Source organism: Verrucomicrobiia bacterium (assembly GCA_019694135.1).
Lineage (GTDB): Bacteria > Verrucomicrobiota > Verrucomicrobiia > JADLBR01 > JAIBCM01 > JAIBCM01.
Genome location: JAIBCM010000004.1, coordinates 196195 through 211171 on the forward strand (window position 1 = coordinate 196195; position 14977 = coordinate 211171).

Annotated in this window: 13 protein-coding genes; 8 read left to right on the plus strand and 5 right to left on the minus strand. The window is 42.3% G+C overall.

Features of this window, described 5'->3' with window-relative positions; all coding sequences use genetic code 11:
* The first annotated feature begins 47 nt into the window (after positions 1-47).
* Genes allB through K1X66_07555 form a run of 7 tightly spaced genes read left to right on the plus strand, consistent with a single transcriptional unit; the run spans position 48 to position 7034 of the window.
* On the plus strand, positions 48-1403 hold the full coding sequence (gene allB / locus K1X66_07525) for an allantoinase AllB (GenBank protein ID MBX7158218.1): 1356 nt from the start codon (positions 48-50) through the stop codon (positions 1401-1403).
* Entirely contained in the window at positions 1400-2431 is a 1032-nt protein-coding gene (argC, locus tag K1X66_07530) for an N-acetyl-gamma-glutamyl-phosphate reductase (GenBank protein MBX7158219.1), read from the plus strand. Before allB ends, argC begins: the two co-directional genes overlap by 4 nt.
* Entirely contained in the window at positions 2428-3642 is a 1215-nt protein-coding gene (argJ, locus tag K1X66_07535; GenBank protein ID MBX7158220.1) for a bifunctional glutamate N-acetyltransferase/amino-acid acetyltransferase ArgJ, read from the plus strand. Before argC ends, argJ begins: the two co-directional genes overlap by 4 nt.
* A gap of 25 nt (positions 3643-3667) precedes the next feature.
* On the plus strand, positions 3668-4543 hold the full coding sequence (gene argB / locus K1X66_07540; protein ID MBX7158221.1) for an acetylglutamate kinase: 876 nt from the start codon (positions 3668-3670) through the stop codon (positions 4541-4543).
* 5 nt (positions 4544-4548) lie between these two features.
* Positions 4549-5451, plus strand: a complete 903-nt coding sequence (gene argF / locus K1X66_07545) for an ornithine carbamoyltransferase (GenBank protein MBX7158222.1) — start codon at positions 4549-4551, stop codon at positions 5449-5451.
* A gap of 2 nt (positions 5452-5453) precedes the next feature.
* A complete protein-coding gene (locus tag K1X66_07550; GenBank protein ID MBX7158223.1) occupies positions 5454-6566 on the plus strand; it encodes a mechanosensitive ion channel family protein in 1113 nt (370 codons plus the stop codon).
* Between the two features lie 24 nt (positions 6567-6590).
* Positions 6591-7034 carry a DUF5069 domain-containing protein gene (locus tag K1X66_07555; protein ID MBX7158224.1) on the plus strand — a complete coding sequence of 148 codons (444 nt, stop codon included), beginning with the start codon at positions 6591-6593 and terminating at the stop codon, positions 7032-7034.
* Positions 7035-7054: 20 nt separating this feature from the next.
* Here the strand turns inward: K1X66_07555 and polX are convergent, their stop codons facing one another.
* From polX to K1X66_07570, 3 genes are read right to left on the minus strand one after another with little or no spacing between them, the layout of a single operon-like run.
* On the minus strand, positions 7055-8791 hold the full coding sequence (gene polX / locus K1X66_07560) for a DNA polymerase/3'-5' exonuclease PolX (GenBank protein ID MBX7158225.1): 1737 nt from the start codon (positions 8789-8791) through the stop codon (positions 7055-7057).
* A gap of 6 nt (positions 8792-8797) precedes the next feature.
* The gene (gene bioF / locus K1X66_07565) at positions 8798-9940 is read right to left on the minus strand and encodes an 8-amino-7-oxononanoate synthase (GenBank protein ID MBX7158226.1); all 1143 of its coding nucleotides are present in this window, start codon (positions 9938-9940) and stop codon (positions 8798-8800) included.
* Position 9941: 1 nt separating this feature from the next.
* On the minus strand, positions 9942-11090 hold the full coding sequence (locus K1X66_07570) for an amidohydrolase family protein (protein ID MBX7158227.1): 1149 nt from the start codon (positions 11088-11090) through the stop codon (positions 9942-9944).
* Between the two features lie 38 nt (positions 11091-11128).
* On the opposite strand from K1X66_07570, the gene K1X66_07575 reads away from it, so the two are divergent.
* Entirely contained in the window at positions 11129-12853 is a 1725-nt protein-coding gene (locus K1X66_07575; protein MBX7158228.1) for a carbon starvation protein A, read from the plus strand.
* Here K1X66_07575 and trpD read toward each other — a convergent pair.
* Together trpD and K1X66_07585 are read right to left on the minus strand one after the other, a co-directional pair.
* Positions 12843-13904, minus strand: coding sequence for an anthranilate phosphoribosyltransferase (trpD, locus tag K1X66_07580; GenBank protein ID MBX7158229.1), 1062 nt, complete (start codon positions 13902-13904; stop codon positions 12843-12845). The genes K1X66_07575 and trpD overlap by 11 nt on opposite strands.
* Before the next feature lie 12 nt (positions 13905-13916).
* On the minus strand, positions 13917-14975 hold the full coding sequence (locus K1X66_07585; GenBank protein MBX7158230.1) for a type IV pilus twitching motility protein PilT: 1059 nt from the start codon (positions 14973-14975) through the stop codon (positions 13917-13919).
* Positions 14976-14977: the final 2 nt, after the last annotated feature.

The following is a 14977-nucleotide window of genomic DNA, read 5'->3' on the forward strand; positions in this document are numbered from 1 at the left end:
TCTTTCGGCTTGTGTCGTAAAACGGGTCGTTTATTTGTCAGTTATCCATGGACTGCGATTTATTGATTCAAAACGCTACGATCGTAACTGAAACAAAATCTTTTCTGGGAGAGGTTGCTGTTGCAAATGAAAAAATTGTTGCGATTGGTCCCGATCTTAATGCTAAATCTCGTGAAACGATTAATGCTCAAGGATTGCATCTTTTTTCCGCCATCATTGATGCTCACGTGCATTTTAATGAACCAGGTCGCGAATCTTGGGAAGGGCTTGCAACCGGTTCTCAAGCATTGGCTGCCGGAGGTGGAACACTTTTTTTTGATATGCCACTTAATTCGGATCCTCCCGTTTTAAATGTCGAGAGACTTCACGAAAAAGCAAAAGTTGCCACTCAAAAATCTTATACTGACTTTGCATTTTGGGGTGGTTTAGTTCCGGGAAATTTAGATCATTTGGAAGCGTTGGCAGATGAAGGGGTGATCGGTTTTAAAGCGTTCATGAGCGACAGTGGCATTGCCGAATTTTCCCGTGTCGACTTGGCTTCGTTAAAAAAAGGAATGCAAATCGCGTCGCGTTCAGGGAAAATAGTTGCCGTGCATGCGGAATCCGAGACGATGACCGCAGCGTTGACACAACGAGCGCTTGCTGAAAAACGTTTTACCATTCGCGACTATCTTAACTCTCGACCGATTGCTAGCGAGTTGGAAGCGATTCAAAAAGCAATCGAGCTAGCAGCGGAAACCGGTTGTGCTTTGCACGTGGTGCATGTCAGTTGTGCGGAGGGCATTGCTTTAATTACTAGCGCGAAGCAAAAAGGAGTTAATGTTTCCTGCGAAACCTGTCCTCATTATTTGGTTTTGACGGAAGAAGATGTGGAGAAATTGGGCGCGATTGCTAAATGTGCGCCACCTGTTCGTTCGCGTGAAGAAAAAGAAAAATTGTGGAATGAGTTAAAAAACGATCGCATCGATATCATTGGATCGGACCACTCTCCTTGCCCACCTGAGATGAAACAGAAAGATAATTTTTTCCAAGTTTGGGGCGGCATTTCAGGAGTTCAACACACTTTTTCACTTTTAACTGAAGAAGGCATGACACAACGCCATGTTTTACCCGAACAATTAACCCGATGGCTTTCTACTCAAGTAGCGGATCGTTTTCAGATTTTTCCTCAAAAAGGTAGATTAAATGTAGGATCGGATGCTGATTTTTTTATTGCTGATCTTAATGCAATAGAGGAAGTTACAGCTAAAAAACTGTTTTATCGCCACCCTCAATCGCCTTATATCGGACGTCAGCTTCGTGGCAAGGTAGTCAGAACCTTTTTGAGAGGGCATTGTATATTTCAAGATGGAAAAATGGTTGGAAATCCGATAGGTAAATGGGTGAAACCTGTGGGATTATGAAAAAAATAACAGCGGCAATTATTGGGGCATCCGGTTACACGGGCGAAGAACTCATGCGTTTGGTGCTTCGTCATCCTATGCTAGAACTGGCTGCAGCTACCTCGCGACAATATGTTGGAAAACGTATTGTCGAAATTTATCCGCATCTTGTTGAGGCGGAAATGATGTCTTTTACTGCGCCAGAGTTAACGACCATTAACGCGGATGTTTTTTTTCTGGCGATGCCTCATGGTGAAGCAACACCTCTTGTGGAATCGTTATTGAAAACGGGCAAAAAAATTATTGATCTCAGCGCTGATTTTCGACTCAAAGATCGCAATCGCTATGTGGAATATTACAATGCGCAACCTGCTTCGCAAACACTACTTAATTTAGCAGTTTACGGTAATCCTGAATTGTATCGTGAAGCGATTGCTCAAGCTCAATTCATTGCTTGTCCGGGTTGTTATCCCACTTCGATTTTGTTAGCGCTCGCGCCGTTATTGAAAGAAAATAAAATTAAAACGGATTCTATTGTGATTAATTCATTGAGTGGCGTTTCGGGAGCCGGTCGTAAAGCGGATCTTGCGTTGCTTTTTGCCGAGTGCCATGAAAATGTAAAACCTTACAGCGTGGGACATCATCGTCACATTCCTGAAATTGAACAGGAACTTTCACGTGTTGCGAATCAACCGGTCGCGGTTCAATTCACGCCGCATTTGCTTCCTGTACGACGTGGCATTCTTACTTCCATCGTCGTGGAACCTCGCGACAAAAAGAGTCTTCCGTCTCAGCAGGAAGTAGAAACAGGGTATACACGTTTTTATGATAAAAAACCGTTTGTTCGGTTTTTGACTCGTAGTTTGCCAGAAATTAAACATGTGGCATGGACGAACCGTTGCGATATTGCGGTACGCGTCGATTCTCGCACGTCGCGTTTATTGATTTTTTCCGCATTGGATAATTTAACTAAAGGCGCTGGTGGTCAAGCGATTCAATGTCTTAATATCATGATGGGCTGGAATGAAACAGAAGGCTTAACGCGATGAAACTTAAAAAGTTTGTCCTGGTAAAACAGGGTGGAGTAACAACGCCTCAAGGTTTTGTTTCGAGCGGCGTAAGCGCTAATATTAAAAAAAATCGAAAGTTAGATTTGGCGTTGATTGTGAGTGAAACGCCTGCCGTGGCGGCTGGCACTTTTACTACCAACCAAATCAAGGCGGCGCCTGTTCACGTTTCCATAGAACATTTAAAAAGTGATTTGGCTCGCGCGATTTTGGCAAATAGCGGCAATGCCAATGCTTGCACGGGTGTTCAAGGAATTGGAGACGCTAAAGAAATGACGAATTTGGCGGCCATGATGTTGGGATGTCGCGAAAAAGAAGTGTTCGTTTGTTCGACGGGTCGAATTGGACGATTGTTACCCATGGAAAAAGTGCGACGGGGCATTTCTCGAGCGATAAAACATTTAACGCATGAAGGCGCTCATGCTACGGCTAAAGCGATTATGACTTCTGACACGGTCGAAAAAGAAATCGCCGTGCGATTTAAAATTGGCGCGAAAACGGTTCATTTGGGGGCCTGCGCAAAAGGGGCTGGTATGATTGATCCTACTATGGCCACCATGCTATGTTTTATTACGACTGATGCGGCGATTGATCGAAAAACGTTGAATCGCTGTTTGCACGTTGCTGTAGAACAATCCTTTAATAGTATTTGTGTGGATGGGGATATGAGCACCAATGACACGGTTTTGATACTGGCAAATGGGCAGGCTAAAAATCCTATTTTGAAAAGTTATCACCCCGAGCTCGACGTTTTTCAAACTGCGCTTAATTTTGTGACACGTGAACTGGCCAAGAAAATAGTGTTAGACGGGGAAGGAGTCAGTAAATTGGTCACGGTTGCGATTAAAGGCGCTGCGAATACGCGCGCTGCTAAAATAGCGGCGGAAGCGATTTCCCGTTCCTGTTTGGTGAAGACTTCGTGGGCTGGTAACGATCCTAACTGGGGACGATTGATGGCAGCTTTGGGTTATTCTTCAGCGCGGGTGAGGGAGGAGTTGGTGGATATTTATTATGATGGTTTGCTTGTGGTAAGAAATGGGAAGCAAACCGATTATCCTGCGACGAAATTAAAGCACATTGTTTCTAAACCTCATTTTCAAATTACGATTCATCTGCATTTAGGAGAAGGTGAATACACTCTCTATACTAGTGACCTTACCGAAGAGTATGTGAAATTGAATTTATCCGAATAAAGCCATTGTGATAGTTTTTTAAATTATGATTTCTGCCGAAGATCGTGCTAAAGTTTTAATTGAAGCATTGCCTTATCTTCAACAATTTCGCGAGGCGATTTTGGTGATTAAATTTGGCGGGAGCGCCATGGAGGATCCCAATTTGGTTAATCTGGTGTTGCGCGATATTGCTTTGTTGGATGTGGTGGGTATGCATCCTGTTGTTGTGCATGGCGGAGGAAAAGCTATTACACAAAAAATGAATGCCAGCGGGTTAAATGCGCATTTTGTGCAAGGGCATCGCGTTACGGATTTGGCTTCTATTCAATTAGTCGAAACGGTTTTGGATCAAGAAGTGAATCCTGTTTTAGTCAAAACTTTGGAAAGTTTTGATGTTTATGCTCGTGGCATTTCTGGCAAAGAAGTGTTTCAAGCGCATCAAGCGTCACCTTTAATTTTGGAAAATGGTGAGAGTGTGGATTTAGGTTTTGTCGGTGAAGTCGCGCATGTGAATAAAAAACCTTTGTTAGCTTGTTTGCGGCATAGCATCATTCCTGTGTTGTCGCCTTTAGGTTGCGATGTTCAGGGCAACTGTCTTAATGTGAATGCGGATTTGGCGGCTATGCAAGCGGCGATTGCGTTGCAGGCAACGAAATTAATTTATCTTTCCGACGTTCCTGGAATTCTTCGGGACCGTAATGATGAAAAAAGTTTAATTTCAAGCGTGAATGAGGCCGATGTGGAGCGATTAAAAAAAGAAGGCGTGTTATCTGGTGGCATGTTGCCAAAAATTGAAAGCGCTTTGGATGCTGTCAAACGAGGAGTGGGTAAGGTGCAATTTGTCGATGGGCGCAAGCCGCACTCACTTTTATTAGAACTTTTTACCGATGCTGGATTTGGCACGGAAATCGTGCTTGAATAGATGGCATGAGGCATTTTCTTTCTATTTTAGATTTTTCGGCTCAAGACATTCGCGAAGTTTTAGCTTTAACAAAAAAGTTAAAAATGGATCGTCATTTGATTCAACCCTTGCGCGGAGAAACTTGGACTTTGATTTTTTCTAAAGCTTCCACGCGCACGCGTGTTTCTTTTGAGGTGGGGCTTCGCGAATTGGGCGCAAATGTCATTTTTCTTGCTGCGCATGATATTCAGTTGGGACGAGGCGAGCCGATTCGTGACACGGCACGGGTTATTGGTCGTATGGCACATGGCGCAGTGATTCGCACTTTTGCTCAGCAAGATGTGGTAGATTTTGCGCGTTACAGTAAAATTCCTACGATTAATGCATTAACGGATGAAGAGCATCCCTGCCAAATTTTGACTGATATTTTTACCATTGAAGAATTGCGTGGTCCTATTGAAAAGCAGCGCGTGGTTTTTATTGGTGATGGGGCGTGCAATGTTCCGGCTTCCTGGATGCTAGCGGCAAAGCAGTTGCAGTTTGAGTTAATTATTGCGGCGCCTTCTGGTTATCAACCTTCGGAAATGTTAGTCAAACAAACGGGCGTGAAGGTTACTGCTTCGCTTGAAGAAGCGGTCAAGAATGCTGACGTGCTTTATACCGATGTTTGGGTTTCTATGGGGAAGGAATTGGAAAAGGAAACGCGATTAAAAGCGTTAGGCGGTTATCAAATTAACGAAAAGATTCTTTCTTTGGCTAAACCCGACGCGCTTGTGTTGCATTGTCTGCCCGCTTATCGTGGTTTGGAAATTACGGACTCTGTTTTAGAGCGGCATGCAGAAACTATTTTTACTGAAGCAGAAAATCGTTTGCATGTTCAAAAAGCAATTATCACTTTTCTCAAGCAATCAATTCATTCACAATCGTAGTCATGGAATCGGTTACGAATGCAGTTGAAAATATCCGCACGACAGTGGCATCGTTACATCGCCATACGAATTTATCTGAATGGATTCAATTTGGCATCATCGTTGTTATAGGTTTATTAGCAGTTTGGTTAGTGAATCGTTTCGGGATTCGTTTTTTAGTCAAGATTTTGAAAAATAAACAAATCCCTGCGGCTTATGCGATCGGAGGCGCGATTTCTGCTCCTTTGTGTCTGGTAATGGTGGTGTTTTTTTTGAATACGGCCAAGTCGGTTTTTAAACATATGCCAGGTTGGCTTTGGCAGCGGGTGGAGTATTTAGCTGTCTGGATTTATGGATTTGCGGTGGTGGTTTTTCTTTTTCGTTTGGTGGATATTATTCTTTCTCTTTTGCAAAGAAAATGGCAACAGGCTGATCGAGATCTGAATACCCAAATGATTCGTCTTTTAGGACAGGCATCAAAATTTCTTATTTTGTTCGTGGCCTTAATTATGATTTTGGATCAAGCCGGGATTAAGGTGCTAGGCTTAATTACGGGTTTAGGATTTTTAGGCGCTGCGGTGGCATTGGCAGCGCAAAACACTTTGGCTAATTTGATTGGTTCAGTAGAAATTTTGGCTGATCGACTTTTTAAAGTGGGCGATCGCATTACTTTTTCTGATTATGATGGTTTTGTGACGCGTATGGGTTTGCGAAGTGTGGAGCTGACCTCGTTGTATGGAATTCGCATTAATCTTCCTAACAAAGATTTGGTTGATAAACAAATTCGCAATTTATCGCGTGGACGATTTGTTAACACGAATATTCGAGTGGGTATTACATATGATAGTAGTCGAGAAAAAATTGAGCGGGCAATGAAGTTGTTAGAGGAAATTATTGAGGAGGCAAAACGAAGGTTGGATTTTCCTGAAGTTGAAAGTTATGTGACGCATTTTAGACAAATGGCCGATTATTTTTTGGAGATCGAAATTGTTTTTTGGGCAGTTTATACGACCGGTCGAGAATATTGGGGTATGATGACACCGATTCATCTGGCGATTAAAGAAAAATTTGACGCGGCTGGAATCGAATTTGCTTTCCCTACACAAACGTTACATATTGAAGGTCTTAAAAAATGAACGAAAGGAGCTTTAATTATGAAAATGTCTGTGAATGATTTAACGCAACGTTCCCCTCGTAGTCCTCGGGTTCGTTTAGGAGGTTATGTAATTTTGCCTCGTTGTTTGGATAAATGTCGCGCCGATATCGCTGGCAAAATAGGGGAATATCATTTTGATTGTCCTTTGGATAAACGTTTTTTGAGTTTTGTGGATATTTCTGCGGATGAACTGAAGGAGCAGGTTGCTCGAGATAAAGGTGATCGAGAAATTTTAGAATGGATCACGGCTCATGCGAAACATAAACCAACGGCTTGGGAAATTGCTGAATGGTCGCGTTATCGTGAACAGGAAGTCGCAAGCGATGTGGAGTTCCGAGATTTTGTGCAAAAAACTCATTCTGAACTAGCTCCTCATCGAAGTGATATTGCTACGCTTTTTGATCTTTTGGATCTAGACGATTATGTGAGTTTCGGTGGCAAACCCTAGGTCGGTTTTTTGCAAAAATATTAGAGTATTTCTTTTATTTTTTTCAAAGGCAGAGTGTTGATTACATCTTGTTTTCGGAGCCAACCTTTGCGGGCAATATTGATGCCGATTCGTAAGAAAGCTAATTGTGAGGTGTGATGCGCGTCGGGATTAATGACGCATTTTACGCCTAAATCGCGAGCTAGTTTCCACCAGCGCCAATCCATGTCGAGCCGATAAGGATTGGCATTGAGTTCAATCCACGTGTCATTAGCGACGCAAGCTTCGATAACTTTTTTCACATTCACAGCATAACCGTCGCGTTCTAGTAAAAGACGGCCTGTGAGATGGCCAATAAAAGTAACATGTTCATTTTCGACTGCTTGGATAATGCGTTGTGTCATAGTGGCTTCATCCTGAGAGAAGGAGTTGTGAACGGATGCAACGACATAATCAAGTTGCTCTAAAATATCGTCAGAAAAATCGAGTTGACCGTTTTTTAAAATATCGACTTCGCAACCGGCCAAAAGTTTGAATTCTTCTGATGTTTTATTCCATTGTTGGATTTCTTTTATTTGATTCAAAAGTCGTTCCTCAGAAAGGCCGTTAGCTTGAAAAGCGGCCTTGCTATGGTCTGCAATGCCGAGATATTTCAAGCCCAACGTTTGGGCCGCTTCCGCCATTTCTTGAAGCGAACTTCGACCATCGCTAGCGGTGGTGTGACAATGGAATGTGCCGCAAATTTCGGTCCATTCGATTAATTGAGGAATGGCATGATTTTCGGCTGCTTGAATTTCACCTAGGTCTTCGCGAAGTTCGGGTGGAATATAGTCCAAGCCAAGTTGATTGAAAATTTCTTCTTCTGTTTTACAAAGAATCAACTCTTCTTCTTCGACTGGATTTGATTCGGAATTTGAAATCCTGAAAAGTCCCCATTCACTCATTTTCATGCCGCGTTCAATAGCGCGGTGGCGCATGGCGATATTATGTTCTTTGCTTCCAGTAAAATGGTGCAAGGCGTAAGGATATTCTTTATCGCTTACAACTCGAAGATCACAAGCTAAGCCGTCTTCTAATAAGACGCTGGATTTTGTGTCGCCATGATTGACAACTTCAACCACCAGTGGCAACGAAACAAAATAATCCATTACTTCTTTGGGGCGAGGCGAAGAGGCGAGCAGATCTAAGTCTTTTACTACTTCTTTACCGCGTCGAAAACTCCCTGCCATGCTAACTCGAATAACTGCAGGACATTTTCGTAAGGAATCGACCAGCGTTTCCGCGAGAGCAATAACATCGCCATAACGATGTTTTTCGCTAAAGGTTCGGCGTTGCGCAATACGCGCGAGAATATTTTCCTGAGTTTTTTTTCCCAAAGTGGGAATGTGAGCGACGCGATCTTCCAGACATGCTTTTTCTAAGGAATCAACGGAGTCGATGTTCAATTTTTCATAGAGTAATTTAATTTTTTTAGGACCCAGGCCGGGAATTTGAAAAAGCTCCGTCAAATGAGGAGGAAAAGAGGTTTTGAGTTCTTCAAGATACTGGGATCGACCCGTTTTAACAAGTTCTGTAATTTTTTCTTGCATGGATTTACCAATGCCTGGCAATTCCTCCAAACGATTTTCTTCTACCATTTTTGATAGATCGCCTGTCGTGGTTTGTATGATTCTTACTGCATTTTGGTAGGCACGTGTTTTAAAAGGGTTTTCTCCTTTTAATTCCATAAAAATGGCAATATCCGCGAGGGCGGTGGCGACGTCGTCTTTGGTGATCATGCAAAATTAAATTATCGCATTTAAAGTCTCGATCAATTCTGTAATTGTTTGAGAGGAATGGCTGGCAGATAACGTAACCCGTAGGCGTGCTTGATTTTTGGGAACGGTGGGATAGCGAATGGCTGGAATCCAAAATCCTTTTGCTTTTAAATTTTCAGCGGCTGTAAGCGCTTTTTTAGAATCTCCCAAAATGATAGGAAAGATGGGGCTTTGACCTAAAGTATTATTTACCAAACCTTGTTTGAATTGATCGACGAGTTGCCACAGAGTTTCACAGCGATGCTGGCCTTCTGCGGAGGAAATAAGTCGGAGGCTGGCCAAAGCAGCTGCAGCATTGGTCGCTGGCACAGCAGTGGAGAAAATAAAACTGCGCGCGCGATTGATGAGAAAATCAATGAGAGATCGTGAACCTGCAATATAACCTCCGCTAACACCAATCGCTTTGCTTAAGGTGCCCATTTGGATTTCAACATGATCGTTGACATTTAAATGTTGACAGAGACCCGCTCGTGTTTTGCCGAAAATGCCGGTGCTATGGGCTTCGTCGACAAAAAGCCAAGCCCCATATTTTTCTTTTAAAGTTACGATTTCTTTAAGAAGCGACCAATCGCCATCCATAGAAAAAACGGCTTCGGTAATGATCAATATTTTACTTTTTTTCTCTTTTTTATGAGATTGCGCCCATTTGAGATGGCTTTCGAGTTGTTCAAGGTGATTGTGTTTAAAAATGCGAAGTTTTGCTTGGCTTAGTTTTGCCGCGTCGATAAGACAAGCGTGACATAATTTATCTAAAATAATGACATCTTCCTTACCCACTAAACTGGGAATCGCTCCCACGGCTGTTGCATAGCCGCTGGAAAAAGTTAGCGCAGCTTCTGTTTTTTTAAATTGAGCAAGCGCTTCTTCGAGTTGTTGATGAATTTTGAAATGGCCACAAATTAAACGTGAGGCGCCTGTTCCTGATCCGTAATCTTCCAGCGCTTGAATAGCCGCTTCTTTTAAAGCAGGGTGATGATTTAGTCCTAAATAATCGTTGGAAGAAAAATTGTAGTAAGGTTTTTCGTTTCGATTATGGAGTTGGCGGAGCAGGTTTTGTTGTTGGATTATTTTAAGTTCGTTGGATAAAAAATTTTCAAATGAATTTGTCATGTTAAACAGCTCGTAAAATTTTTCCGGCACTCATAACAAAAGGAACTTTTTTGGTATAATTGACCATGGTTTCATAAGGGTCATTTTGGGGAGAGAATGGAACCGCAATAACATCGGCGAAAGCGCCTGGTTTAAAGCAGCCGAGTTGATCGGTTTGTCGCAACGCGTTTGCAGCATCGAGGGTTACCATGCGCAATAAAGTTTTATAAGACAGTTTGGGTTGGGTGCGATGAAATTGTTGCAAATTGGCGAGGAGGCTTAAGGTGGAGGCACTTGCTAAACTGTCGCTGCCCAAAACTACAGGGATATGGTGTTGATGAAAATGGTCGTAAGGAAAAGGTTTTCGATTGAAATAAGCATGAGTTTCTGGACAGTGAACGATTACAGCATTTATTTTTTTAATTTTTTCAAACGCGCTAGTTGTTAAATAATTGCAATGTGTTAGTAAAGCGCCTTGAGGTAACATTTTTTTTTCTAAAAGACAGTTTAAAGCGTCTTTACCTTGGCAATCGGACATGTCGCGACCGAGTTCTCTTAAAAAATCGTAGAGTTTTCCTGATCGCGAAAGAAACATTTCGTTTTCTTCATAGGATTCGTTGACATGGGTAGTAAAGAGTTTTTTATTTTTTTCTGCTTCTTGTTTGGCGAATTGGTAGAGGGTTTCTGAAGCGGTGTAGGGGGCGTGGGGGGAAAGCGCTTGGTTTTTTTTCGGAAAATGAAATGGCGTTTTGATATCAATCCCTTCTATTGCCCAGTAGGTCCGAATGGGTGGTTGTAGTGTAGCAATGACATCGAGAAATGATTCGATATTCAGAACGGTTGTCGTGCCATGATCGATCAATTCTTCAAAACCATTAAGAATAGATTGGCGATAATCTTCTAATGAGAATGTGGTTTTGAGCTGGATGATTTTTTTTAGCCAATCGACAAAGGATTGGGTTGGAGGAATACGATTTCGCAGTAAAGTGTAATCTAGGTGGCAATGGCAATCGATGAGGCCGGGTGCGATAAGATAACCCGCAAGATCTAGATCGCAATGAGATGGTGTGCCAGATTGTATTTGGATGATTTTATCGTTTTGAATTTCGAGCCAACCTGGCGAAATAGGAGGTCCCGTCATGGGTAGCAGGCATGTGGCTCGAATAATCATAGGTTTGCTTTTTTTAACGGGTGGTTTAGAAAAAAGCGATGAGTTTGCTGCTAATTATTATTATTTGTAGCGTGGTTCTGAGTTTGGCCTATGGAATTTATGGAGGGTTTCTTTTTCGCTGGTTAAGGCCTGATGATCGAAAGACCCCAGCGCATGCGCAGTATGATGGTGTGGATTTTGTGCCTGCGCGAACGGCGGTGGTTACGGGACAACATTTTAGCGCGATCGCTGCTGCGGGGCCGATTGTGGGGCCGATTTTAGCGGGTCTTTATTTTGGTTGGTTGCCTGCTTTGCTTTGGATTTTGTTGGGAGCGATTTTTGTGGGAGGTGTGCATGATATGGCTTCGCTTTTTGCGAGTATTCGTCACAAGGCTTGTTCGATTGCGGAGGTGGTGAGACAGCGAATGAGTCGTTCGGTTTATTTGGTTTTTCTTTTGTTTATTTGGCTTTCGTTGGTTTATGTGATTATTGCGTTTGCGGATTTGACGGCGGCTTCTTTTGCTAAGGCGACTTCTTTTTCTGTCAATTTTGGAGTTGGAAACGAAAGTGCGATTTCTATTTCTGGCGGAGGGGTGGCGACGGCGGCTGTCGTTTATCTTGGGATTAGTGTTTTATTGGGGTTAATTACTTTTCGTTGGAAAGCTTCTTTGTTGCCCGGGGCTGTTGTGAGTGTGTTAGCTATTGGTTTCGCGATTTGGTTTGGTCAACGTTATCCGTTGAATTGGCCTGCTGCGTGGAATGCCACAAAAACGTGGGATTGGGCTTTGTTGGTTTACTGTTTTTTTGCGTCCATTTTGCCGATGTGGTTATTGCTGCAACCGCGCGGTTTTTTGGGTAGTTTATTTTTGTATGCGGTGTTGTTAGTGGGAATAGTGGGAACGGTTGTGGGAACTTTTTCTTCTCAACTTACTTTGCAATTTCCTATGTGGCGTGGTGAAACTTCTCCTATTGGGCCATTATTTCCTTTTTTATTTATCACGATTGCTTGTGGAGCTTGTAGTGGTTTTCATTCGATTGTTTCCAGTGGCACAACGAGTAAGCAGTTGAATTGCGAAAAGGATATCAAGCCTGTGGCGTATGGCGCCATGCTGCTCGAAGCAATGGTAGCAGTTTTAGCGCTGCTTACTTTAATGGTGTTGCCTGCGACAACTTCGTTGAAAAATCCGGATGCTATTTTTGCGCAGGGAATTGGTCGTTTGCTTTCTTTTTTTGGCGTGCCAATGGAGTTTGCGATTACTTTTGGGTTGCTTGCGTTTAGCACATTTATTTTTGATACACTCGATGTTTGCACACGTTTAGGGCGTTATGTTTTTCAGGAGTTACTGGGTTTGCAAGGGAAATGGGCTGGGGTTTGGGCCACCGCAGTAACTTTGGCGTTTCCTGCAATTTATTTATCTATAGCACCCGAAGGAGTTTGGCGACAGTTTTGGATTATTTTCGGAACGAGCAATCAATTGTTAGCGGCTCTTACTTTAGTCGGAGTTTCTGTTTGGTTGAAAACGCAACAACGCAATCCTTGGCCTGCGTTAGCACCGGCGATTTTTATGTTAGTGATTACTGGGATTGCTTTGTTTCATAGTTTAAGTTCTTTTGGGAAAATTCTGATTAGTTCACAAAAAATTTCTTCTATCGTTTTTTTAAATTTTGGTATTACGCTTGTTTTATTGGCGTTAGGGTTTTTTGTAACGTTTCAAGCGTTTAAAACGTTGAGTTTTAAAGTAGTCGCAGCAAGCGATTCATCACGAGCACAAATCAATTTTTAAGACGAGAAGTGATATCTAATACCTGTTGCAATTTTTTCCAGGCTTTGCCTGAAGCTAAAATTTCTTGAGCAACAGCAACGCCTTCTTCCAGACTTTTCACTTTATCTGTTAAAAATAAGCCAGCCCCCGCATTCAATGCCACAATATCTCGACGAATGGTTTTATCTTCGCCTTTTAAAATATGAGTTATTATTTCAGCTGATTCTTTTGCGCTTTTTACTTCTAACAATTTGCTATCACCTTTTTTAAAATTAAAGTTTTTCGGTGAATAAGTTTTATGCTGAAAACTATGGCCGTTCCACTCGCGCCAAATCGAAGGTCCCAAAGGAGAAAGCTCATCCATATATTCATCTTTTTCGTTTTTTCCGCAGACTACAGCCGCACGCCTTAGACCCATGAGGCTTAAGGCTTCGATATGGCATTCTGTCCAACTTTCATGAGGAACGCCCAATAATTGGATAGGAGGTTTTGCGGGATTAATTAAAGGACCAATTAAATTAAAAATGGTTCGATATCCTTGTTTGGCTACTGCTTTTCGAAGCGGAGCTATTTTTTTAAATATTGGATGATAATTTTGAGCGAAAATAAAACAAATGTTTGTTTTCTTAAAACACTCTAAAGTTTCTTTAGGAGTAACATCAAAAGTAATATTAAAAGCTTCGATCAAATCGAAACCACCAGATTTTGATGTGATGCTGCGATTGCCATGTTTAGTAACTTTAATCCCAGCCGCGGCAATTACAAAACTAGCACAGGTGGAGACATTAAACGTATTTCGTCCATCACCACCTGTTCCACAAAGATCAATAAATCCTTCTTTTCTGATTTCATCAGGAATGGGCAAAGGTTTAGCCATTTCGCGTAAGACGAGAGAAAAGTCAGCAACTTCTTGGGGTTGCTCAATACGCTTAGTTAAAGCGATAAGAAACTTGACCTTTTCTATTTGGTTTACTTTATCATCTATTAAAATCGATAAAATTTCTTGAACGTCATTTTTTTCAAAAATTTTTTCAGAGACAAGTTTGGTCCATGTATTTAAATCGCGAGACATGATTAGATAAATTTAAATTCCAGCCGCAGCGGCAAAGCGTTGTTTATCGATCGCTTTCATGTAAGCTTCTTGTGGAGAAACTTGGCCTGATTTTAAAACTTTCATGATGGCATCGTCCATGAGTTGCATGCCGTCGGCTTTGCCCGCGACGAGAACGTCTTGCAGTTTTTGTGTGGCGCCTTCGCGAATAATGGCGCCGACTGCAGGATTGGAGACGAGGATTTCGTTAACGGCTAAGCGTCCCGGTTTATCGCAACGTTTTAATAAAAGTTGTGCAACAACTCCTCGTAAAGAGGCCGCTAACATGGTGCGGACTTGTTGTTGTTGATCGGAAGGGAAGACGTCAATTAAACGGTCGATGGTTTTTCGCGCATTATTGGTATGCAATGTGCCGAAAACTAAGAGACCCGTTTCAGCGGCGGTAAGGGCTAAAGAGATTGTTTCTAAATCGCGCATTTCACCCACGAGCACGATATCGCAATCTTCGCGTAAGGCAGCTTTTAACCCTCGAGCAAACTCTGGTGTATCATTGGGAACTTCGCGTTGGGTAATGACACTTTTTTTGTTGCTGTGAACAAATTCAATGGGTTCTTCAATGGTTACAATGTGACGGGATAGGTTGGTGTTAATGTAATCGATTAGGGCTGCCAAGGTGGTGGATTTACCGCTACCGGTGGGACCCGTAACCAAAACTAAACCACCTCGCAAATGAGCAAAATTTTTAATTACTGGTGGCATACCGAGTTCTTCCAAGGAAGCAATTTGTGTGGGGATTAAACGGAAAACGGCGCCATAACCATTGACTTGTTTTAAGAAATTACAACGAAATCGAGAGTTTTCATTCATTTCGTAGGCGAAATCGAGATCTCCACTTTTCTCAAATTTTTCCCAGCGTTTATCACCTGCAATTTCTTTCAGAAGTTGTTGCATTTCGTCATGCGTGAGAATTTGTTCTCGGATGGCACTAATTTCGCCATGGATTCGAATTTTAGGTGGCTCACCTTCACCTAAATGAAGATCAGAGCCATGAGCTGCAATAAGTTGTTCAAAAAATGCGTCGATTTTTGCCATAA